19 protein-coding genes are annotated in these 22,734 nt (G+C 65.2%); 14 read left to right on the forward strand and 5 right to left on the reverse strand.

Annotation, left to right across the window (positions count from 1 at the left end):
* Positions 1-42: 42 nt before the first annotated feature.
* The gene (locus tag HDG34_RS00225) at positions 43-936 is read right to left on the reverse strand and encodes a LysR family transcriptional regulator (RefSeq protein ID WP_184056731.1); all 894 of its coding nucleotides are present in this window, start codon (positions 934-936) and stop codon (positions 43-45) included.
* 132 nt (positions 937-1,068) lie between these two features.
* Here HDG34_RS00225 and HDG34_RS00230 point away from each other — a divergent pair, with 132 nt between their 5' ends.
* From HDG34_RS00230 to HDG34_RS00255, 6 genes are all read left to right on the forward strand, one after another.
* Positions 1,069-2,148, forward strand: coding sequence for a YeiH family protein (locus tag HDG34_RS00230; protein ID WP_184056734.1), 1,080 nt, complete (start codon positions 1,069-1,071; stop codon positions 2,146-2,148).
* 201 nt (positions 2,149-2,349) lie between these two features.
* Positions 2,350-3,087: a glutathione S-transferase gene (locus HDG34_RS00235; protein WP_090805317.1), complete on the forward strand. Its 738-nt coding sequence runs from the start codon at positions 2,350-2,352 to the stop codon at positions 3,085-3,087.
* 112 nt (positions 3,088-3,199) lie between these two features.
* Positions 3,200-4,933, forward strand: a complete 1,734-nt coding sequence (locus tag HDG34_RS00240) for a ClcB-like voltage-gated chloride channel protein (RefSeq protein WP_184056737.1) — start codon at positions 3,200-3,202, stop codon at positions 4,931-4,933.
* A gap of 142 nt (positions 4,934-5,075) precedes the next feature.
* Positions 5,076-6,413 (forward strand): C45 family peptidase, encoded by a 1,338-nt coding sequence (locus HDG34_RS00245; protein ID WP_184056739.1) that lies wholly within the window; start codon positions 5,076-5,078, stop codon positions 6,411-6,413.
* A gap of 216 nt (positions 6,414-6,629) precedes the next feature.
* Positions 6,630-6,884: a hypothetical protein gene (locus HDG34_RS00250; protein ID WP_090805320.1), complete on the forward strand. Its 255-nt coding sequence runs from the start codon at positions 6,630-6,632 to the stop codon at positions 6,882-6,884.
* Between the two features lie 192 nt (positions 6,885-7,076).
* The gene (locus tag HDG34_RS00255; RefSeq protein ID WP_184056742.1) at positions 7,077-7,307 is read left to right on the forward strand and encodes a DUF2795 domain-containing protein; all 231 of its coding nucleotides are present in this window, start codon (positions 7,077-7,079) and stop codon (positions 7,305-7,307) included.
* Positions 7,308-7,338: 31 nt separating this feature from the next.
* On the opposite strand, the gene HDG34_RS00260 is transcribed toward HDG34_RS00255, so the two are convergent.
* Complete coding sequence (locus HDG34_RS00260) at positions 7,339-8,403, reverse strand: LysR family transcriptional regulator (RefSeq protein ID WP_184049287.1); 1,065 nt, start codon at positions 8,401-8,403, stop codon at positions 7,339-7,341.
* A gap of 269 nt (positions 8,404-8,672) precedes the next feature.
* Between HDG34_RS00260 and HDG34_RS00265 the strand changes: the two genes are divergently transcribed.
* Positions 8,673-8,885, forward strand: coding sequence for a hypothetical protein (locus HDG34_RS00265; protein ID WP_184056745.1), 213 nt, complete (start codon positions 8,673-8,675; stop codon positions 8,883-8,885).
* 85 nt (positions 8,886-8,970) lie between these two features.
* Here HDG34_RS00265 and HDG34_RS00270 read toward each other — a convergent pair whose 3' ends face one another.
* The gene (locus HDG34_RS00270) at positions 8,971-9,588 is read right to left on the reverse strand and encodes a TetR/AcrR family transcriptional regulator (protein ID WP_090805323.1); all 618 of its coding nucleotides are present in this window, start codon (positions 9,586-9,588) and stop codon (positions 8,971-8,973) included.
* 218 nt (positions 9,589-9,806) lie between these two features.
* Between HDG34_RS00270 and HDG34_RS00275 the strand changes: the two genes are divergently transcribed.
* From HDG34_RS00275 to HDG34_RS00285, 3 genes are read left to right on the forward strand one after another with little or no spacing between them, the layout of a single operon-like run.
* Positions 9,807-10,955: an efflux RND transporter periplasmic adaptor subunit gene (locus HDG34_RS00275; RefSeq protein ID WP_184056748.1), complete on the forward strand. Its 1,149-nt coding sequence runs from the start codon at positions 9,807-9,809 to the stop codon at positions 10,953-10,955.
* On the forward strand, positions 10,952-14,080 hold the full coding sequence (locus tag HDG34_RS00280; protein WP_184056753.1) for an efflux RND transporter permease subunit: 3,129 nt from the start codon (positions 10,952-10,954) through the stop codon (positions 14,078-14,080). Before HDG34_RS00275 ends, HDG34_RS00280 begins: the two co-directional genes overlap by 4 nt.
* A 14-nt stretch (positions 14,081-14,094) precedes the next feature.
* Positions 14,095-15,660 carry an efflux transporter outer membrane subunit gene (locus tag HDG34_RS00285; RefSeq protein WP_184056756.1) on the forward strand — a complete coding sequence of 522 codons (1,566 nt, stop codon included), beginning with the start codon at positions 14,095-14,097 and terminating at the stop codon, positions 15,658-15,660.
* Positions 15,661-15,835: 175 nt separating this feature from the next.
* On the opposite strand, the gene HDG34_RS00290 is transcribed toward HDG34_RS00285, so the two are convergent.
* A complete protein-coding gene (locus HDG34_RS00290) occupies positions 15,836-16,165 on the reverse strand; it encodes a DUF2489 domain-containing protein (RefSeq protein ID WP_184056759.1) in 330 nt (109 codons plus the stop codon).
* A gap of 343 nt (positions 16,166-16,508) precedes the next feature.
* On the opposite strand from HDG34_RS00290, the gene HDG34_RS00295 reads away from it, so the two are divergent.
* Together HDG34_RS00295 and HDG34_RS00300 are read left to right on the forward strand one after the other, a co-directional pair.
* On the forward strand, positions 16,509-17,264 hold the full coding sequence (locus HDG34_RS00295) for a hypothetical protein (RefSeq protein WP_184056763.1): 756 nt from the start codon (positions 16,509-16,511) through the stop codon (positions 17,262-17,264).
* A gap of 15 nt (positions 17,265-17,279) precedes the next feature.
* On the forward strand, positions 17,280-17,639 hold the full coding sequence (locus HDG34_RS00300; protein ID WP_143037174.1) for a hypothetical protein: 360 nt from the start codon (positions 17,280-17,282) through the stop codon (positions 17,637-17,639).
* An 82-nt stretch (positions 17,640-17,721) separates the two neighbouring features.
* Here the strand turns inward: HDG34_RS00300 and HDG34_RS00305 are convergent, their stop codons facing one another.
* Positions 17,722-20,223, reverse strand: a complete 2,502-nt coding sequence (locus tag HDG34_RS00305; protein WP_184056766.1) for a penicillin-binding protein 1A — start codon at positions 20,221-20,223, stop codon at positions 17,722-17,724.
* Between the two features lie 559 nt (positions 20,224-20,782).
* Between HDG34_RS00305 and HDG34_RS00310 the strand changes: the two genes are divergently transcribed.
* Both HDG34_RS00310 and HDG34_RS00315 read left to right on the forward strand, forming a co-directional pair.
* The gene (locus tag HDG34_RS00310) at positions 20,783-21,448 is read left to right on the forward strand and encodes a hypothetical protein (RefSeq protein WP_184056770.1); all 666 of its coding nucleotides are present in this window, start codon (positions 20,783-20,785) and stop codon (positions 21,446-21,448) included.
* Positions 21,449-21,907: 459 nt separating this feature from the next.
* Complete coding sequence (locus tag HDG34_RS00315) at positions 21,908-22,588, forward strand: PspA/IM30 family protein (protein WP_018417715.1); 681 nt, start codon at positions 21,908-21,910, stop codon at positions 22,586-22,588.
* Positions 22,589-22,734: the final 146 nt, after the last annotated feature.

The following is a 22,734-nucleotide window of genomic DNA, read 5'->3' on the forward strand; positions in this document are numbered from 1 at the left end:
GCGGGTTCGGATTCTCGACCCCATACGCTGCCAGCGCGGTAATCAGCCGCCCTCGTCCGCGACGCACATCGCCAGAAACTGCTCGACCACCCGCGACGGCGCGCTCGCATGCGGCACCAGAATCGACAGCCGCCGCGTCAGCGGCTGCGGGCTCAGCGACATGAGCCGCAGCGCACCGTCCTCATGCCGCATCGACATCGCCGACACGAAACCGACACCCATCCCCGCCCGCACCGCCTCCTTCACCCCTTCGACCCCCGCGATTTCGAGCGCCACGCGCATCGGCACGCCCGCGCGCGCGAACTCGCGCTCGACCGTCTGCCGCACGCCCGAGCCTTCCTCGCGCAGCACCAGCGGATACGCGCCGAACGCGGCCAGTTCGATGCGCCCGCCATTGTCCGCCTGCGCGAGCGGATGCGAGCGCGGCATGATCGCGACGATTTCGTCCTCGCGCCACGCATGGACGACCGTGTCCGGCGGCAGATCGGCGCCGGCGGGACCCTCGATCATCGCGATGTCGACCGAGCCGAGCGCACCGACGATCTCGGCCGTGTTGCCGTTGGCGGTATGCACGCTCACGTGCGGATAGCGGCGATGGAATTCGGCGATCAGGTACGGCAGCAGGTAGCTCGCCGGCGTCGTGCTCGCGCCGATCCGCAAGGTGCCCTGTTCGAGACCGCGCAGCGCGTCGCGATAGGCATGCGCCTGCCGCCAGGTGTCGCGCAGCCGCGCCGCATAGGCGTCGAGCTGTTCGCCGGCTGGCGTCAGCCGCACCCCGCGGCCATCGCGCTGATACAGCGGCTCGCCGAACTCGTCCTGCAATTGCCTCAGCTGGCCGGACACCGCCGGCTGCGACAGATGCAGCGCCACCGCCGCCCGGCTGATGTTGCGATGCTCAGCGACGGCGGCGAACGTTATAAGTTGATCCGGGGTCATCTCGATTAAATATCCGTTGAGCCGATACTTCACATTCTAAATCACGATTTTTCATATCGATATATCTAATTTAGGATTAGCCCCATTGCTGCTTATGCAGTCCCACGCAAGTCCGTTACGAAACCACCGATCATGTCCACACCCACCGCCCCGCTCGCCGCCGCCTCCCCCGCGCTGTCCACCCGCGGCCAGCTCAACGGCGTACTGTTCGTCGCGCTGTTCGCCGCCGCGGTCACGCGCATCGCGGCGATTCCGGCGATTGCCGGCCTTGGCCTGAGTCCGCTGATCGTCGGCATCGTCGCGGGGGCGATCTACGGCAACGCGCTGCGCGACAGCATGCCGGTCAGTTGGGCGGCCGGCGTGAATTTCTCGGCGCGCAAGCTGCTGCGCATCGCGGTCGCGTTCTTCGGCTTGCGTGTGAGCCTGCAGGAAATCGCCCAGGTGGGCCTGCCGGGTCTCGCGGAGTCGGTGCTGATCGTCGTCAGCACGCTCGTGATCGGCACCTGGGCCGGCATGAAAATCATGAAGCTCGATCGCGACACCGCGCTCCTGACGGCGGCCGGCAGCGCGATCTGCGGCGCGGCCGCGGTGCTCGCGTTCGAATCGACGCTGCAGTCGAAGCCGCACAAGAGCGCGATGGCGGTCGGCAGCGTCGTGCTGTTCGGCACGCTGTCGATGTTCCTCTACCCGGTGCTGTTCAACGCAGGCTGGCTGCATCTCGACACGGTCGGCGCCGGCCTGTTCTTCGGCGGCACGATCCACGAGGTCGCGCAGGTGGTCGGCGCGGCGAGCAACGTGAGCCCCGAAGCGACGCACATCGCGACGATCGTCAAGATGACCCGCGTGATGCTGCTCGTGCCGGTATTGCTGGTGGTCGGCCTGTGGGTGAACCGCGCGACGCGCGGCGCGACGGATGGCAGCACGGACGGCGCCGCCCCGCGCAAGCTGGCGATCCCCTGGTTCGCACTCGGCTTCCTCGCCTGCGTGGCGATCAACTCGCTGCATGTGCTGCCGGAAAGCGCCACCTCGACGCTGAACCTGTTCGACACCTTCGCGCTGACGATGGCGATGACCGCACTCGGCATGGAAACGCGCTTCTCGCAGATTCGCGAAGCGGGTCCGCGCGCGCTGACCACCGGCCTGATTCTGTATGTATGGCTGATCGCCGGCGGACTCGGCATCACATGGACCGTCCAGCACCTGTTCCACTAAGCCGTCGCCGGCTCTCCCGCCTTCCCCGACACCCCGCCGCGCGCGGGGTTTTGCGCTTTCTGGCGCACCATCCCGGCCGATCACACGGCATACTCGTTGCTGCGAACTTTGCCCCCCAACCCGCCCGTGCGCGACGTCCGATGGCAGCGGTGAAACCGCCTTGCCGCGACGCGTCCGGGCGACCGGAATGAGGATCGATCGATGAGCCTGGAACTGTACTACTGGGATGGCCTGCAAGGCCGCGGCGAATTCGTGCGGCTCGCGCTGGAGGAAGCCGGCGTCGACTATGTCGAAGTCGCGCGCGGCAAGCCTTCGAAGGGCCTTGGCACCAAAGCGATGATGGCGGTGATGCAAAGCCCCGACGAGCCGTATCCGCCGTTCGCGCCACCGTTTCTGAAAGACGGCGATCTGGTGATCGCGCAGACCGCCAACATCCTGTTCTATCTCGGCCCGCGGCTCAAGCTGGCGCCGGAGGTGGACAGCCTGCGCTATGTCGCGAACGGCCTGCAGCTGACGATCGCCGACGTCGTCACCGAAGCGCACGACACCCACCATCCGCTCGCGAGCGGCCTCTACTACGAGGAGCAGAAAGACGCGGCGAAGGTGCGCGCGCACGATTTCATCGACCATCGGATTCCGAAGTTCATGTCGTACTTCGAGCGCGTGCTCGCGCAGAATCCGGCCGGCGACAGCTTCATGGTCGGCGACACGCTGACCTATGTGGACCTGTCGATGTTCCAGCTGATCGACGGTCTGCTGTACGCGTTTCCGCGCGCGCTGAAGCGCTTCGGCGAGCACTATCCGCGGCTCGCCGCGCTGCACGACGCCGTGATCGCAAGACCGAACATCGCCGCGTATCTGGACTCGGACCGGCGCATCGGCCATAACGAAAGCTGCATCTTCCGGCACTATCCTGAACTCGACAAGGCGGCGACTTGAACCGCGCCGCCCGCCTCCGCCCGCTCGCCGCCGCGCGCCCGCCATTCGAGGCGGGCGCGCTGCTGTTGCGCCGCGGTTTTTTCAACCTTCCATCACGCCCCGTACCGACGACGTGCTTTCATTCCTGCTGAAGCTGCGCACCCGCGCCCAAAGCGTTTTCCGCCTCTCCGAAGCCCATACGGTGCTGGTCTGGGCCGTTGTGGTCGGCATTGCCGGCGCGTTGGCGACCATCGTGTTTCGCAAGGGCATCGAACTGCTGCAGCTGGCGATTGCCGGCCGCTCCGGCAGCTTCGTCGACATGGCGCGCAGCCTACCGTGGACCATGCGCATCTGGCTGCCGGCCGCGGGTGGTCTCGTCGCCGGCATTTTCCTGCTGATTGCGCAGCGTCACGCCGACACGAAAACGCACACCGACTACATGGAAGCGGTCGCGATCGGCGACGGCGTCGTGCCGGTGCGCCTGAGCCTGTGGCGCAGCGTGTCGTCGCTGTTTACGATCGCGAGCGGCGGTTCGATCGGTCGTGAAGGTCCGATGGTGCAGCTCGCGGCGCTCGCCTCGTCGCTGATCGGCCGCTGGGTCCACTTCGATCCGCCGCGGCTGCGCCTGCTCGTCGCGTGCGGCGCGGCGGCCGGTATCACGTCCGCGTATAGCGCGCCGATCGCGGGCGCGTTTTTCGTCACCGAGATCGTGCTCGGCTCGATCGCGATGGAAAGCTTCGGGCCGGTGCTGGTCGCGGCGGTCGTCGCGAACATCACGATGCGCGAGTTCGCCGGCTACAAGCCGCCCTACGAGATGCCGGAGTTTCCGACCGTGACCGGTCCCGAGGTGCTGCTGTTCGTCGCGCTCGGCGCGCTGTGCGGCGCGGCCGCGCCGCAGTTTCTGCGGCTGCTCAACGCATCGAAGGCGGCCTTTCGCAAGCTGCCGGTGGCGTTGCCGGTGCGGCTCGCGCTCGGCGGTCTCGTGGTCGGCATCATTTCGGTCGCGGAGCCCGAGGTGTGGGGCAACGGCTACAGCGTCGTGAACTCGATCCTGCATTCGCCGTGGACATGGTCCGCGCTCCTGCTGGTGCTCGTCTGCAAGCTCGCGGCGACCGCGGCGACGGCCGGCTCCGGCGCGGTGGGCGGCGTGTTCACGCCGACGCTGTTCGTCGGCGCGGCGGTCGGCTCGCTGTTCGGCCAGGGCATGCACGCGTTGTGGCCGCATGCGACGTCGGCCGCTTACGCCTATGCGATGGTCGGCATGGGCGCATTCCTCGCGGGCGCGACCCAGGCGCCGCTGATGGCGATCCTGATGATCTTCGAGATGACGTTGAGCTATCAGGTCGTGCTGCCGCTGATGCTGTCGTGCGTGGTCGCGTATTTCATCGCTCGCGCGATCGGCAAGACCTCGATGTACGAGATCACGCTGCGCCGCAATCGCGAGGAGCAGGAGCGCTCGCGATTGCGCGCGACGCAGATGCGCGAGCTGATCCGCCCCGCGCAGACCGTCGTGCCGCCGAACGCGACCGTGCACGACATGACGCGCGTGTTCCTCGAGTATCCGGTCAAGTATCTGTACGTCGCGAACGACTCGGGCGCGTTTCTCGGCGTGGTCGCGCTGAAGGACATCACGTCCGATCTGCTCGAGCGGCGCGAAACGTCGATGAAAACCGCCGCCGATTATCTGCAGCCGCATTTCGACGTGCTGACGCCGGACATGTCGCTCGCCATCGCGTTACAGCACTTCATGGCGTTTCAGGGCGAGCGGCTGCCGGTGATCGAAAGCACCGCGCATCCGAAGCTCGCCGGCGTCGTCTACAAGACCTCGCTGCTCGATGCGTACTTCCGCATGAGTCCGTCGCGCTAGAGCTTTTGAAGGCTTCGCGGGGCGCGATGCAAAGCGCCGCGGATTCTCTACAATGGACAGACCCGCCGGCCCTTCACGCGGCCGGCACGCGTGAGCCCAGCTTGGGCGCAGCGACAGCGCCCGCCGTAGCGTCGGAGCGAAGATGAGCGAACCGTCCCCCGAGGCCGTACGCCGCGATCAGGCCGGCTGGATTTTCGTGCATATCGAAGGCGAGCCGTACGATCGCGGCGAGCAGCACGGCCAGTTACTCGCCGACGAAATCAGAAACGCGATCCGCACCGCGCGCTATCTCGCCAAATGGGACACCGGGGAGGAGTTCGACACCTTCGTCAATGCCGCGACGAGCCAGTTCGCGAGCAAGCTCGACACCGAATTCGCCGATGAAATCCATGGCATCGCCGACGGCGCGAAGCTGCCGTTCGCCGAAGTGCTCGCGTGGAACGGCTACATGGATCTGCTGCAAAGCTGGTGGCCGACGCACGCCGCGCAGGCGCAGCCGCATCTGGGCGCGAAACTGTGGCGCGGCCGGCGCGGTCACCACTGCAGCGCGTTCATCGCAACCGGCAACGCGACGCGCGACGGCCGCATCGTGATGGCGCACAACTCGTGGGACCGCTACGCGGCCGGCGACGCGTTCAACGTCGTGTTCGACATCGTGCCCGACCGCGGCAACCGCATCCTGATGCAGGGCCTGCCGGGCTGCATCTCGAGCCTGACCGATTTCTGGGTCACGGCGGCCGGCCTGATGATCACCGAAACGACGATCTCGAACTTCGCGGGCTACAACGCGGCCGGTGCGCCCGAGTTCTATCGCTCGCGGCGCGCGTCGCAATATGCGAACAGCATCAAGGAATGGTGCGACATGTTCTCGCTCGCGAACAACGGCGGCTACGCGAACAGTTGGCTGCTCGGCGACACGAAGACCGGCGAGATCGCGCGTTACGAACTCGGGCTGCACTATGCGGGCTTCGAGACCACCACAGACGGTTTCTACAGCGGCTACAACACCGCGACGGATCTGAAGATCCGCAACCAGGAATGCATCGGCGAAGGCGAGGACTATACCGACGTGCGCAAGAACGGCGCGCGGCGTCTGCGTTTCATGCAGCTCGAGGAACTGCATCGCGGCAGCATCGACGTCGAGCTCGCGAAGCAGATGATCGCCGATCATCACGACGTCTATCTCGATCGCAACGACAACCCGTGCTCGCGCACGATCTGCGGGCATCTGGAGCTCGATGACGCGCGCTTCGGCGGCACCGATCACGGGCCGTTCAATCCGTGGGGCGCGAACGACGGCAAGGTGATCGACAGCGAAATGGCCCGCGAGATGGCCTTCACCGCGCGCTGGGGGCATCCGTGCGGCCGGCCGTTCGACGCACAGGCGTTCATGAAGCGGCATCCGCAGTGGAACTGGCTGAACGGCTATATGCGCGACCGGCCGTCGTGGCCGTGGACGCGCTTCGATGTGCTGCGCTAGCGCATGGCGGACGCGCGCGCCTGTTCGTGCCATGATCGAATCTACAATCCGGTTTTGTCGCAAATGTGCGCGCGTTGCAGTATTTGCCATCTAAGATGGTAAGGAGCCTGGGCCGCGCAGCGCCATGCCGTCCTCGGCTTGCACCGTCCTCTCGACGCGGGACGGCACAGGGTTTGCTCGATTGTCAGCGCCGCATGAGCTTTAGGAGGTCGGGCGATGAAAACCTCGACACTGTTAATCATGGTGACGCTGTCAGCCTCGTGCTTTGCCGCGCCGGTTCATACCGCCTCGGACAGCACGGATTCCATCACGCTCGCGCAACGCGCGAACGCCGCGCCGGTCGCGCCTCCGGCCCCGGACGTGTCGAGCACCGACGCCAGCCGTCCGCAGCACTGGGAGCATATTGCGCTGCCGAAGTCCCGACATCTGGACCGCAGCCTGACCGGGCAGAACGAGCATCTGACCACGTGAGGGCCGCCGCAACGGCGGGCGGCGGCGCGGCTACGACGGCGCGCCTGCCCGGTTTGCGCCGGCTGTCATGACGATGGGGTGGCAATGCGCGCGGGATTGCAACAGACTGCGAGAAACTCATCGCGGCGAGGCGCTGGCTTTTCGTGGCAGCAATAACGACGTGACTAACTCAAGCTCACCAGGAGCATGCGCATGACGGCCTCGGACATCCCCGGCGAATCGATCGATCTGCAGATCGCCGATCTTCTCAGCGAAGTCGAATTCCCGACCAACAAGGACGCACTCGTCGACGCCGCGCGCGAAGCCGGCGCGAGCAACGAGGTGTTGGCGATGCTCGATGGTATGCCGGAGCAGGATTATGTCGACATCGAGTCGGTCACGCGCCTGATCGGCGGCAACTATGGCCCGGGCCTGGGGACCTGAACCCGGATTCAGCCTCGCCTCAGCTCACACGTCAGAACTGCGACGACGCCGCGATCCGCGCGCGCGCCACCCGCGTCACACGGCGCGTCGTGCGGCTGTTTTCGAGCGCGTCGTCGGCGATCTCGCGCGCCGTCGGGGCGTCGGACCCGCTCACCCCGGCCACCACCCGCACCGGCGCCACGCTACGGGAATCCCGCGCCTGCGCGCTGTCCGGCTGGAAATGCTCGACCAGATGGTCGATGAACGTCCGCACCTTCGCCGGCAGATGTAGCCGGCTCGGATACGCAATCGTGATTTCGATGGGCGGCAGACTGTACGCGTCGAGCAGACGCACGAGCCGCCCCGCCGTCAGATCACGGCCGATCAGGTAGCTCGGCAGGATCGCCACGCCCATGCCGAGCAGCGCGAACTGCCGCAGCATCTCGGCGTTGTTCGCCGCGATCGCGTTGGTCGGCCGCACCCGCACTTCGCCGTCCGGCCCATTGAACAACCGCTCCTCGCCGCCCTGCTCGGCCGGCCTGCTCAGGCACGAATGCCTGAGTAGATCCTCGGGGCGCTTCGGCGTGCCGTGTTGCGCCAGATACTCGGGCGTCGCGCAAACCGTCATGTAGCCGGTCGTCAACCGCCGCGTGACGATGCTCGCGCTGCGCATGTGCCGCGCAGCCAGGATGCCGACGTCGAAGCCCTCTTCGACCAGATCGACGTGGCGGTCGGCGAGCGTGACGTCGGGCACGACGTCGGGATAGCGCGCCGCGTACGACTGCACGACCGGCGCGAGACTGTGCAATCCGAACACGACCGGCGCGACGATGCGCAGCGTGCCGACCGGCTCGTGATTGCGCGCCACCACCATCTGCTCGACGCTTTCGAGATCGGCGAGGATGTGGCGTACGCGCTCCAGATAGGTCGCGCCGGATTCGGTCAGCGAAAGACGGCGGGTGGTGCGGTTCAGCAGTCGCGTGCCGAGCCGCGCTTCGAGATCCGCGACGTGCCGCGTGACGACCGCGGTGGACAGATCCAGCGCGCCCGACGCGCCGACGAAACTGCCGAGGTCCGACACCTTGACGAACACGCGCATCGACTGCAGTTGATTCATGGACGACTCCTGCCTCGGTAAAGCCGGGCCGGCGCAACCGTTGCCGCCTGTGTCGACCCGCGCCGCATGGGCGCGCGCGGGTCCGCCCAACGCAACCGATTCTAGCGATAGGACATGTCCCAACCCTGACCCAGACATGACATTCCGGTCAGATTCGGCGCGGCGTGTCCATCGCGCCACTATTACGGCGTCTATCGTGGATTTTAGCTAGGTATAAACCCTAGCTTGCTGGTAAGATGGCGGCCAAAGAAAGTTACCGCTACACCGCCATGCCACATCGTTTTCGTCTGCTGGAAAAGATCGCGTTTTCGCTGGTTTGCTGGTCGGCCGCCGCGAGCTCGGCCTATATCGCTTACGAGCGCTGCCCCGATATCAAGGTTGCCCTGCACGCCGGGGAAAAATTCCTCGACGCCAGCGGCCAGTACGCGTTCGCGTGCGCGGCGCCCGCCGCCGAGGCCTGCGCGCGACTGCCGGTCGAATGATTTTTCCGCCTTGAACCGTATCTGATGCGCGATCCCTCCGGGTCGCGCATTCGCGCATCTGCGCCTCCAGGCTCAACGCCTACCGTTACGCATCGCGCCCGAACACCACGCGCGAGAAAAACCCCGCCAGCACCGTTTCGGCCATCTCCGCCGGGACATTCTGCGGATCGACCGTGTAGAAGAACTGCACGCCGTCGCACAGACCCATCAGGCCGATCGCGAGCTGCTCGGGCGGCATCGACATCGGCGTGCCCACGCGCTCCGAGAACTCGCGCACATAGGCGCTCAACTGTTCGATCTTTTCGTGCATGAACGCGTTGAAGCGCAGCCGGAAACGGCCGTCGCGCACCGCCAGCAGCTTCGCCTCGACCCACAACAGAAAACACTTGTTCTCACGATGCAGCGAGCTGTAGTAGCGCAGCACGCGCGCCTCCATCTCCTCGCGCGACGCCGCGCTTTCGAAGATCGCATGCAGGCCCGCCTGCATCGCTTCGTGATCGCGCCGCAATAGCTCCAGAAACAGCTCGGTCTTGCTGCGGAAGTTCGAATAGAACGCGCCGCGTGTATAGCCAGCCGCCGCCGCGATGTCCTCGACACTCGCCGCGACGAAGCCCTTCTTCATGAAAATTGCCTGCGCGGCATCGAGCAGCCGCTCCCGCGTCTGATCCTTGCTCTGCTCTCTTGTCAGTCTTTGACGTTTCATGGCCGCAAGCCTAGCACCCAAAAGAATTCAAATCCATCCATGCATTCAGATACATGAGTGTATTAGAATGCATTTCGTCATTCAAAGCCATCCCTGTATGCCATTAGCATGACGCGGCATGCGGGTCTTCGCTGGCGGGCCGCGCGGCTTGCCGTGTTCGTTCGCTGTCTCCAGTTGGGGTAATTGTGAAGCGTCCCGGTTCTCCCGCATCGTCAGCGATGCGCCAGCAGTCTCCCCCATCCTCTCACCGCGGTTTCTCCAGGCAGACCTGCGCGCTGGCGCTGGCAGGCGTGCTAGCGCTCGCGGCCTGCTCGAAGAAGGAAGCCGCGGCGCCCGCGCCGCACCCGGTGGTCGCGCTCGCCGTGCATGCGGACGGCCACGCGCTGCAGGCGGCGTCGCTGCCCGGCGAAGTGCAGGCGCGCTATTCGACGCCGCTGTCGTTCCGCGTCGCCGGCAAGATCATCGAGCGGCGGGTACGGCTCGGCGACACGGTGAAAAGCGGCGAAGTCGTCGCGCTGCTCGACCCGGCCGATGCGCAGAAAAACGCCGCGAGCACGCAGGCGCAGCTCGACGCCGCGCAGCACAACCTCGTCTATGCGCAGCAGCAGCTCGAACGCGACAGGGCGCAGGCCAAAGAGAACCTGATCGCGCCCGCGCAGCTCGAACAGACCACCAACGCCTACGCGTCCGCGCTCGCGCAGCGCGATCAGGCGCAGCAGCAGGCGGCACTCGCGAAGAACCAGCTGCAGTACACGACGCTCGTCGCCGGTCATGCGGGCGTCATCACGGCTGAACAGGCGGACACGGGCCAGAACGTGTCGGCGGGTCAGGCCGTCTACAACCTCGCGTGGAGCGGCGACGTCGACGTGCTGTGCGACGTGCCCGAAAGCGCGCTCGCCGCATTCGCGGTCGGCCAGAACGCGAGCGTCACGCTCGCCGCGCTGCCGGGCCGCAAGCTCGGCGCACGCGTGCGCGAGCTGTCGCCGGCCGCCGATCCGCAGAGCCGCACCTGGCGCGCGCGTCTGACCCTGCTCGATGCCGGCGCCGACGTGCGCCTCGGCATGACCGCCGACGTCACGCCGGCCGTGCCGCTCGCCGCGGCGGCCGCGCAGCACGGCGTGTTCACGCTGCCGGTCACCGCGCTGTTTCACGAGGGGCGCGAACCGGCCGTGTGGGTCGTGCGCGCCGCGGACAACACGCTCGAGCTGCGTCGCGTGACCGTCACGCGCTACTACGAGCGCACGTTCGTCGTCAGCGATGGCCTGAAAGATGGCGAAAGCGTCGTGCTGCAAGGCGTGCACACCGTGAGCGCCGGCCAGAAAGTCCGCGCGATCGCGCCGCTGCATCCCGAGGACTTCGCTTCATGAGCACGTCGCACGAAGAAGGACGCTTCAATCTGTCCGCTTGGGCGCTGCGTCATCAGGCGCTGGTCGTATTCCTGATCGCGCTCGCCACCGCGTTCGGCATCCTCGCCTACACGCGGCTCGCGCAGTCGGAAGACCCGCCCTTCACGTTCCGCGTGATGGTGATCCGCACGTTCTGGCCGGGTGCCACCGCGCGCCAGGTGCAGGAGCAGCTGACCGATCGCATCGGCCGCAAGCTGCAGGAAACGCCGTACATCGATTTCGTGCGCAGCTATTCGCGTCCCGGCGAATCGCTGATCTTCTTCACGATGAAGGACTCGGCGCCGGTGAGCCAGGTGCCCGAGACGTGGTACCAGGTGCGCAAGAAAGTCGGCGACATCGCGTCGAGCTTGCCGCCGGGCATCCAGGGCCCGTTCTTCAACGACGAATTCGGCGACGTCTACACCAACATCTACACGCTCGAAGGCGACGGCTTTTCCGCCGCGCAACTGCACGATTACGCGGACCAGCTACGCTCGGTGCTGGTGCGCGTGCCGGGCGTCGGCAAGGTCGACTATTTCGGCGATCCCGATCAGCACATCTACATCGAGATCGCGAACACGCAGTTGACGCGTCTCGGCATCTCGCCACAACAGCTTGGGCAGGCGATCAACGCGCAGAACACGATCGCTCCCGCGGGTACGCTGACCACCACGGACGACCGCGTGTTCGTGCGCCCGAGCGGCCAGTTCAACGACGTGGGCGCGCTCGCCGACACGCTGATCCGCATCAACAACCGCACGTTGCGTCTCGGCGACATCGCGACGATCAAGCGCGGCTACGACGACCCGGTCGTCACGCAGATGCGCTTCGGCGGCAAACCCGTGCTCGGTATCGGCGTGACGATGCAGCCGGGCGGCGACGTGATCCGCCTCGGCCGCGCGCTCGATCAGCAGATGACCCAACTGCGCGCCGCGCTGCCCGCCGGATTGAATCTCGTCGAAGTATCGAGCATGCCGCACGCGGTCGCGCGCTCGGTCGACGACTTCCTCGAAGCGGTCGCCGAAGCGGTCGGGATCGTGCTGGTCGTGAGCCTCGTGTCGCTCGGCGTGCGCACCGGCATGGTGGTCGTGATCTCTATTCCGGTGGTGCTCGCGGTCACCGCGCTGTGCATGTACCTGTTCGATATCGGCCTGCACAAGGTATCGCTCGGCACACTCGTGCTCGCGCTCGGCCTGCTCGTCGACGATGCGATCATCGCGGTCGAAATGATGTCGGTGAAGCTCGAGCAAGGCTGGAACCGCACGCGCGCCGCGGCCTTCGCGTACACCAGCACCGCGTTTCCGATGCTGACCGGCACGCTCGTCACCGTGTCCGGCTTCCTGCCGATCGCGCTCGCGAAGTCGAGCACCGGCGAGTACACGCGCTCGATCTTCGAGGTGTCGGCGATCGCGCTGATCGCGTCGTGGCTCGCGGCGGTCGTGCTGATTCCGCTGCTCGGCTATCACATGCTGCCCGAGCGCAAGCGCCATGCGCACGAGCCTGACGACCACGAACATGACATCTACGACACGCGCTTCTACACGCGTTTGCGCGGCTGGATCGGCTGGTGCATCGAGCGGCGCTTCGTCGTGCTCGCGATCACCGTGCTGCTGTTCGTGCTCGCGATGGCCGGCTTCTCGCTCGTGCCGCAGCAGTTCTTCCCGAGCTCGGACCGGCCGGAGTTGCTGGTCGATGTGCGGCTGCCCGAAGGCGCGTCGTTCGATGCAACGCTGCGCCAGGCGCAGCGCCTCGAACAGGTTCTCAAGGGCCGGCCTGAAATCGATCACTCAGTCAGCTTCGTCGGCACCGGCGCGCCGCGCTTCTATCTGCCGCTCGATCAGCAATTGCAGCAGCCGAACTTCGCACAGTTCGTGATCACCGCGAAGTCGGTCAAGGATCGCGAGAAGCTCGCGCAGTGGCTCGAACCGGAGTTGCTCAACAACTTCCCGGCGATCCGCACGCGCCTGTCGCGCCTCGAGAACGGGCCGCCGGTCGGCTATCCGGTGCAGTTCCGCGTGAGCGGCGACGACATCGCGACCGTGCGCTCGATCGCCGAACGCGTCGCCGCGTCGATGCGCGCCAATCGCGGCACGCGCAACGTGCAGTTCGACTGGGACGAACCCGCCGAGCGCTCGGTGCGCTTCGAGATCGACCAGAAGCGCGCGCGCGAACTCGGCGTGACGTCCGAAGACATCGCCAGCTTCCTCGCGATGACGATGTCCGGCTACACGGTCACGCAGTATCGGGAGCGCGACAAGCTGATCAGCGTCGATCTGCGCGCGCCGCGCGCCGAACGCGTGGACCCGTCGCAGCTGACCGCGCTCGCGATGCCGACGCCCAACGGCCCGGTGCCGCTCGGCACGCTCGGACATCTGCGCAACGACCTCGAATACGGCGTGATCTGGGAACGCGACCGTCAGCCGACCATCACCGTGCAGTCGGACGTGGCGGCCGGCGCGCAAGGCATCGACGTCACGCACGCGGTGGACCGCGCGCTCGCGCCGATCCGCGCGACGCTGCCGGTCGGCTACCGGATCGAGATCGGTGGCTCAGTCGAGGAAAGCGCGAAGGGTCAAACCTCGATCAACGCGCAGATTCCGATCATGGTGATCGCGGTGCTCACGCTGCTGATGATCCAGCTGCAAAGCTTCGCGCGCGTGCTGATGGTCGTGCTGACCGCGCCGCTCGGCCTGATCGGCGTCGTGCTCACCTTGCTGCTGTTCGGCCAGCCGTTCGGCTTCGTCGCGATGCTCGGCGTGATCGCGATGTTTGGCATCATCATGCGCAACTCGGTGATTCTCGTCGATCAGATCGAGCAGGACATTGCGTCGGGGCACAAGCGTTTCGATGCGATCGTCGGCGCGACCGTGCGGCGGTTCCGGCCGATCACGCTGACCGCCGCGGCCGCCGTGCTCGCGCTGATCCCGCTGCTGCGCTCGAACTTCTTCGGGCCGATGGCCACCGCGCTGATGGGCGGCATCACGAGCGCGACGATCCTCACGCTGTTCTATCTGCCCGCGTTGTACGCCGCGTCGTTCCGCGTACGCGCCGACGAGCGCGAGCCGCAGACGCCGTCCGGTGCCGGCGCCACGCACACGGGTAACTGAGCATGAGCACGAGCATGACTATTCCCGCCCTCTCCCCCCAACGCCGCGCGCGCTTCGACGCGCTGGCCCGCACCACGCTTGCCGCGAGCATCGCCAGCATCACCTGCATGCTCGGCGCCTGCTCGTTCGGACCGAACGGCGACGCGCCCGCGATGCCGCGGCCCGCGCACTACGGTGCCGAGCCGCTACCGACGCAAACCGTGCCCGCGCAGGGCGTCACGCAGCAGTTCGTGACCGGCGCGCAGCCGGTGCCCGAATGGTGGAAGCTGTACCGCTCGGATGCGCTGAACGCGCTCGTCGACGAAGGCCTGCGCAATAGTCCGACGCTCGACGCGACCGACCGCAGTCTCGCGGCCGCGCGCGAGCAATTGCGCGCGCAGGTCGGCAGCTCGCTGCTGCCGACCATCGACGCCGGCGGCCAGGCCACCCGCAATCGCGCGCTCGCGATCCCCGAGATCGGACCGAACACGTTTCTGTACAACGTGTTCGTCGGCCAGTTGCAGGCGCACTACACGTTCGATCTGTTCGGCGCCGCGCGTCTCGCGAACGCGGCGCTCGCCGCGCGCGTGAACGTGCAGGTCTACCAGCTCGAGGCGGCGCGGCGCGCGCTCGCCGCGAACATCGTGACCGCGACGATCACGAGCGCCGCGCTGCACGCGCAGATCGATACGACCGAGCGGCTCGTGGTTCTCGCCAACGATCAGGCGCGCGATACCGAGCGGCGCTTCGCGCTCGGTGCGGTATCGCATGCCGATCTGCTGAACGCGCAGCAGAGCGCGGCGAGCGTGTCGGCGAGTCTGCCGGCGCTGAAGCAACAGTGGCTCACTACGCGTCACGCGCTCGCGGTGCTGCTTGGCCGCACACCCGATGCAGCGCCCGACGACATCGATCTCGCGCAGTTGCATGTGCCGGAGCAGGTGCCGGTGGTCGTGCCGTCGGAGCTGCTGCGCACGCGGCCTGACATCGAGGCCGCCGACGCCGCGCTGAAGGCCGCTGCGACCGATGTCGGCGTCGCCACCGCGCAGATGTTCCCGAGTCTGTCGCTGTCGGCATCGATGGGACAAGGCGGGTTTAGCTGGCCGGTCGCGATGTCCGGTGCGGGGGCCATCTGGAGCATCGGCGCGTCGCTGTCGCAACCGCTGTTTCATGGCGGCGCGCTGCTCGCGCAGCGCCGCGCGGCGCAGCACACGTATGAAGCGAGCGTGTCGCAGTACAAACAGACCGTGCTGGCCGCGTTTCAGAACGTCGCCGACACGCTCGCCTCACTCGAGCACGACGCGCAGTCGCTCGACGCCGCGAACGTCGCCGCGCGTTCGGCACAGGGCGTGTTCAACGAAACCTCGGCGCGCTATCGGCTCGGCGCGCTGCCCGTCGCCGCGACGCGTTCGAGCGAGCAGCAATGGCGCAACGCGCAGCTCGATGAGATCCGCTATATGAGCGCGCGGCTGACGGATACGGCGGCGTTGTTTCAGGCGATGGGGAATCCGCTGGTTGATCAGGCAGGCGCATCATCGGCTGCGGCGACTTCGGCTTCTGCGCCTGCATCGGTTGGGACGACGAACACGGCGACATCCAACTAAATCTCGGATTCCGTACGGAACGCGGCGCACTTATCCCCAGTCCGTGTTGATGAGCCTGTTGAAAACTGTCTGAACAACGGGCTAACGCATTGAACCTAATACGATTTGTTTGTACGGTGCAAAACGAATCAGAAGCAAGCCACAGGACGCGTGCTCTGCAGCGCCTCAACGGTGTTTATCGATCACTGAATCGTGCTATCAGATCGATGCATGCTTGAGGCGCGAAAGAACTTGCCCACTCTTGCGAGCTTTTGAACTCGGGCTGAAGACGAGCAAGCGCCTCAGATAGCCACTGCGACCGTTGCGCTTCGAAAGGCAAATGATCGGTCTCTGATCGAATGACGACGAAGACATCAAAGTCCGGATCGCGATCGGCAATCCCGTCTAACTGATTCTTAAGAGCGAGTAGCTGCGCCGCCCCTTCAAGAACGAATAGATTGCCGTCCAACATTGCCTGTGCCACTGCCACTAAACGGCGACGCTCAAAGGTTTCACTTTCGTTCATTTCAAACCGTTGTCTATTTCAAAGATCGATCGGACGCCCATCGTGAGTCTGTGGTGAATAGAACTGTATCAGAATCGCGAAAAAGGGCTCTCGATTGGAGATATCATCAATATCCGAGGTCATGACGATGATTTGCGTTGGATCTGCATCCCGTTATTTAACACTTGCTCATACTTTTTTCGTGCGTTTCCTTTCCGTCCAGTTTTGGGCTACCCGCGCACTGCTTTGAGTCACGGTTGCCGCGCACAGTGCGCTTAGGTCACGGTAGCTATCGCCGCAATTTTAGGATGATTCGCCATATAGACTATGCAAGATTTTCGATTTTCTCAATGCGAGTTAGATAATGGCAGATCAAAGTAGAACACGATACAGCTATACAGCTAAAGTTTCAGATGTAGTTAACATTCAGCTTCCCGTCGCCGCGAATATGGCTTGGGACGGATATGCAAGACACATCTATGACAAGACGAATTCCGTAATTCAGCAACAGGCCAAGCGACTCCTTCAGCGTGGGAATATCACTCACGAGGAAGCCAGACAATTGGTCGAAGTGCAACGCAACGGTTTGGTGATTGAAATGCGCAGGCGTCTAAGTCCATTCGGGCGCTTTTACTCTGAGGCGCTCAAACCATCCAAAAATTTGCCAACCCTGGACACCCTGCTTCGAAAAAAAGGCAATATAGAAGCGGTTCTGCTGAGCGTCGGCAAAACGCGGTCTGTCGTTAACCGTATCGCATTTGTAGGCCGGATGGCTGGGTCCGCCGGCATCGTGATTGAGATTGTTGCCGTCGGCGTAGTCATCGAGAAAGCGCCGCAGAAGGACAAAGCGCGAGTAGCGACTGAGGAATTTGCAGGAGCCATCGGTGGATTGGCAGCGGGCACGGGAGGCATGTGGGCAGGTGCGGCGGCTGGCGCGGCATGGGCTGGCACATGGGCCGCGCCATCGTTGATGATTCCGGTCGTAGGAGAGTTGGCGGAAGGCGGGGCAATTGTGCTGGGGGGTATTGCCGGTGGAATGATGGCGAGCTGGCTCGGCCACCATGTCGGCAAGGAGGCCGCAGAGAATATCTGGCGCCTCGCCCCAATCAAATGGAAATAGAGCTACGACATGATAATGAGCCGGATCAACTCCTGGCTGCTAGGACGCCTGCCGTCACGCAGATTCTCCTTCGCTCTATCCCTGAGCGATAAGGGTCTCGTCGTGACAAATCAGCAAGGCGAGCAACAGATTGCCTGGGAAGATATTTGCGAAATCGTCGCTACGCGGTCAGAACAATGGATTGGAAATTCGATCGTATTGCTCGTCCGGCTAGACGATGGCCGTACCATGACCGTGCCGGAAGGCGATTCAGCCTGGCATGATCTGACCATGAAGTTATCAGAGCATCTTGCCGGCGCGAAACGCTACGAGGAGTGGGCACTTCAGTCCGCTTTTTCCGACGATGTGCCTCGCGTCGAGGTGTTTCGCCGCTGACATGACGGTATGCGGCGAGAGCGGGCCGGTGCCCGTATCGCTTAAGAATCCGCGGCCCCCCGCGCACCCGCCATCCGAGACATCAAGGCTTGTTCGATTCGAACAGATCCATGATCTGCTTCTTCTCGGTCGTCGACACGCTCGGCGGCGGCACCACCGGCGGCGTCATGCCCGCCGGGCCGACCCCGCCCACCGCATCGGTCGCGCCGGCCATCGGATTGCCCGAATCGAGACCGATGCTCGCGACGAAGCCTTGCCCCGGCAACTTGTCGGTAAAGAACAGCTCGCCGTTCATCACCGTCACACCGTCGGGTTGCTGCGGCTCGGCCTGTGGCACACCGCGCAGCGCGCGCTGCATGTACTCGATCCAGATCGGCAGCGCGAGCTGCGCGCCGAATTCGCGGCTGCCGAGACTCTTCGGCTGGTCGTAGCCCATCCACGCAACCGCCACCAGCGACTGCTGATAGCCGGCGAACCAGCCGTCCTTCGCGTCGTTGGTCGTACCGGTCTTGCCCTGCAGGTCCGAGCGCTTCAACACGTTGGTGCCCGCGCCCGTACCCGCGGTCGCGACCGAGTGCAACAGGCTGTTCATGATGTATGCGTTACGCGGCTCGAGCGTGCGCGGCGCGTCGTGCCCAGCGACGAGCGGCTGCGCGCGCGAGATCGCCACGCCACGCGCGTCGGTCACTTCGTTGATCAGATACGGATTGATCCGGTAGCCGCCGTTCGCGAACACCGAGTACGCGCCCGCCGACTGCAGCGGCGTGACGAGGCCCGCGCCCAGCGCCATCGGCAGATACGGCGGGGTCTTGTCGGCGTCGAAGCCAAAGCGCTGCGTGACGAAATCCTGCGCGTACCTGGTGCCGATGAACGACAGGATGCGGATCGACACGAGGTTCTTCGACTTCTGCAGCGCGACGCGCATCGACATCGGACCATCAGGCTGATCGTCGTCCTTCGGCTCCCACGCGTCGCCGCCCGGCGTGCTCGGCGGGAAGTACAGCGGCGCGTCGTTGATGATCGTCGCCGGTGCGAGCCCCTTGTCGAGCGCCGCCGAATAGATGAACGGCTTGAAGCTCGAACCCGGCTGCCGCCACGCTTGCGTTACATGGTTGAACTTGTTCTTGTTGAAGTCGAAACCGCCGATCAGCGCGCGGATCGCGCCGTCCTGCGGCGTCAGCGACACGAGCGCGCCCTCGACCTGCGGCAACTGCGTGATCTGCCAGTTGCCCTTGTCGTCGGCGACGAGGCGCACGATCGAACCCGGCTTGATGCGCAGCGTCGCGTTCGCGCGCGGGCTCAGCGCCGCGGCGACGAAGCGCAGGCCGTCGCCCGACACCGTCACCTGCGTACCGTCGACCAGTTGCGCGGCCACCTGCTTCGGGCTCGCGTCCGTCACCACGCCGGCGATGATCTCGCCGTTGTCCGGGTGATCGGTCAGCGCGTCGTCGATCGTCTGGTCGCGGTCGTCGCCCGCCTCGGGCAACTGCACGAAGCCTTCCGGTCCGCGATAGCCGTGGCGCCGCTCGTAGTCCATCACGCCCTTGCGCACCGCGCGATACGCGGCGTCCTGATCGGCGGAATCGATCGTGGTGGTCACGTTCAGGCCGCGCGTATAGGTTTCGTCCTTGTACTGCGCGTACATCATCTGCCGCACCATTTCGGCGACGTACTCGGCGTGCACGCTGTACTCGTTGCCCGGATTCTTCGTGTGAATCTCTTCCTTCACGGCCTGGTCGTACTGCTGCTGCGTGATGTAGTTCAGCTCGAGCATGCGTCGCAGGATGTACTCCTGACGGATCTTCGCGCGCTTCGGATTGACGACCGGGTTATACGCGGACGGCGCCTTCGGCAGGCCCGCGAGCATCGCGGCCTGGGCCAGCGTGAGGTCCTTCAGGTCCTTGCCGAAGTACACGCGCGCGGCCGCGGCGAAGCCGTACGCGCGCTCGCCCAGATAGATCTGGTTCATGTACAGCTCGAGGATCTGGTCCTTCGTCAGCGCGCGCTCGATCTTGTACGCGAGCAGCATCTCGTAGATCTTGCGCGTGTACGTCTTCTCGCTGGAGAGGAAGAAGTTGCGCGCGACCTGCATCGTGATCGTGCTCGCGCCCTGCGACGCGCCGCCATGCGCAAGGTCGGCGAAACCGGCGCGCAGGATGCCGACGAAGTCGACGCCGCCGTGTTCGTAAAAGCGGTAGTCCTCGATCGCGAGCACGGCTTTTTTCATCTGGTCGGGGATGTCCTGGAAGCGCACGAGGCTGCGCCGCTCCTCGCCGAATTCGCCGATCAGCACGTGATCGGCGGTGTAGACGCGCAGCGGCACTTTCGGGCGATAGTCGGTCAGCGCGTCGAGCGACGGCAATTGCGGCCCCATCACGACGAGCGCATAGCCGACGATCAGCGCCCCGACCACGACGACGGTCGCGATCAGGCCGAAGAACCACAGCACGAGCGACGCGCCGATCGAACGACGGCCGCGCCCGGGCTCGCGCGAAGCGGCATTGCGTCCAGGGGTGCGTTGGTGGGAGTCCCGGTCTTCACCGGCCGGAGAGTTCGAGGAATGCGGTCGTTTGATGATTGGCATGACTGGAATAATGGGCCCGCAACTGCGCGCCTGTCTGCACGCGCTCGCGGCGCGCGCATGGGTCGTGTTCGACATCCTGGCAGGGACGTACGCTGCCCTGCGGACCTTGCCCCCGGCTGGCCGCACGGCACGCCACGGACCATGTCCGGCGCAACGTAACAGCGCATTTTAAAGAAATCGGCAGCGGTCCAAGGCAGTTTTTTTGTAAGAATTCCCTTTGCCGGCCGCCTTTTCCTGGTAAGGGTCTGTAATTTCGCGCAGCGCGCATTGCAGCGTGCGCGCGACGCGCAGCTTATGCGGGGTTATCAACATTTTCTGTTGAAAGGGCTGTGGACAAACCGGCCGCAAACACTACAACTCGTTGATGCCACGGGATTTTCGCACCGCGCTTGTTCCGTGGCGGCGCAACTCGTCATATGATGAACCCCGCGCGCGTCCCTCGATGCGCGCGATGGGGACCCCAACGGCGGGATCCAACGGCAGTTCCGATGACGGGTTCCGACACCGTATCCGAAGGCACGCGCCGATCCGCCCATGCTAACAAGACTGCGAGTCGATCATGTCCAAGCCCAGTGAGCGCATCGTCGTATTCGTCACGACCGCGCAGAAACGTGCGATCACCGCGACTGCCGAGGATCTGGGCATCAGCGTGAGTGAACTGATGCGGCGCGCGGTGCTGAGCTTCGGCGCGACCAGCGAACAGGTCAAGGCCGCGAGCATCGTCGACCGGCTGCGCGCGCCGCGCGCGCCCGATCCGCTGAACGCGGCGCTGCAGCGCGTCGCGCGCGGTACGCGCTATGCGCGCGCCGCGCTGCCGGTAGCGCTGCAAGCGGATGAGAAAGACGCGGCGGCTCCGGCGGCTGCCGGCGCGGCCGATGCCGTGGCTTCGCCCTCGATGCAGCAAGCCGGTCGCCCCGCTCCCGTGACCGACGCTGTGGATGCCCCCGCCCCGCTGCTTCCCGCGGGCGTCGCCGCCGCGCTCGCCGCCGGGCAGGACGAACAGGCCGCGGCCACCGCCGAAGCCGTCGCGCGTCTGACGGCAGCACGAGCCGCCGAAAACGCGGAAAACGCCGAAGCGGACGCAATCGACAACGCCGCGTCGAAACGGCTGCCCGGCACGTCGGCGCGTCTGCGCAACTCACTCAAGCGCCGTCCCAACGACCAGGACTCCGACGACGACGAACCGCACAGCGACCCGAGCGCCGAAGGCGGCCGTTTCGCGTGACGCAAAGCGTGACGGAAAATTACTGCGCACCGAGCCGCAATCACTGCATCCGAGCGATGCAGGCGAGCGTACGCAACGGGTCCCCGTTGCATATCGTTACATCAGTGACACCTGCGTGAAACGCCGCTCGGTAACGCCCGCCCACACCCGCAAACAGCGGCTTTTCGCGCATCGTTCGCGCCTTCGGGTAGCGCATCGATTAAGCCATCTTTAAGACAGCCGGTGGTGTAATATCCGCCGTCAAGTCCATGCCCATCGCGGCTTTCCATCATCGAGGCAATCCTCAACCGGCATTGCGCCTCAACAAAAACGGACCGCGCTATTGCAATTGGCAAGTGCGCCCCGAACTCCGGTCCGAACGTTGCGCAGCATGGCGCACGGCGGCGTAAAGTAGCAGTAGTTCAAGGCAGTCAGGCGCGCACGCATCGTCGGCGCCGCTCACATTCTCTGGAGGTTTTCATGTCGCTTTTTGACAGCATTTCGCGCACGCTCAAAGGTCTTTTGAACGATGCGGCCGATTCGGTGCAGGATCCGTCGCGCGACTCGCGCCAGATCGTGCGCGAACTCGACGACAGCATCGGCAAGGCCGAAAACTCGCTGATCGAGATTCAGGCGCAGGTCGCCACCCAGCAAAGCAAGCGCGATGTTGCCGCGGACAAGGCGAAGAAGTATGAAGACGGTGCTCGCCGTGCGCTGCAGTCCGGCGACGAAGCGCTCGCGCGTGAAGCGCTCGGCGCGCAGGCCACGGCCGAAGCCGAACGCGATGCGCTGACCAAAGAACTGACTTCGCTGGAGCCGTCGGTCGCGCAACTGAAAAGCCAGATCGAGGACATGCGCACGCGCCGCAACGACCTGAACGCGCGCTCGAACATCCTGCAAGCCAAGCAGCAGATCGCGCAGGCGAAAGATACCGCGGCCACCGCACTCGGCGGCATCGGCGGCAAGAACCTGTCCGAGGATTTCCAGAAGCTCGAAGATAAAGTCGCGCTGTCGAACGCGCGTTCCGACGCACGTCTGAACTCCGCCGACGAGAAAAGCGGCAAGGCGCTCGACGACAAGCTCGCGGATCTGAACCGCGGGCCGTCCGTCGACGATCGGCTCGAAGCGCTGAAGAAGCAGCTCAATACGCCGGCGCAGTAAGTGCTGGATGCGTGTACTTCCTCGCAGCAAGTACACGCAGCAATGACTGCAGTAGCAGTACATGCCGGTGCGCTCGCTTCTGAACGCACCGGCATACCGGCCGCCACAGGCAGCCACCGCAATCGACTGATGGAGACGGGCGCGTC

This window comes from Paraburkholderia sp. HC6.4b (assembly GCF_014200875.1).
Lineage (GTDB): Bacteria > Pseudomonadota > Gammaproteobacteria > Burkholderiales > Burkholderiaceae > Paraburkholderia > Paraburkholderia tuberum.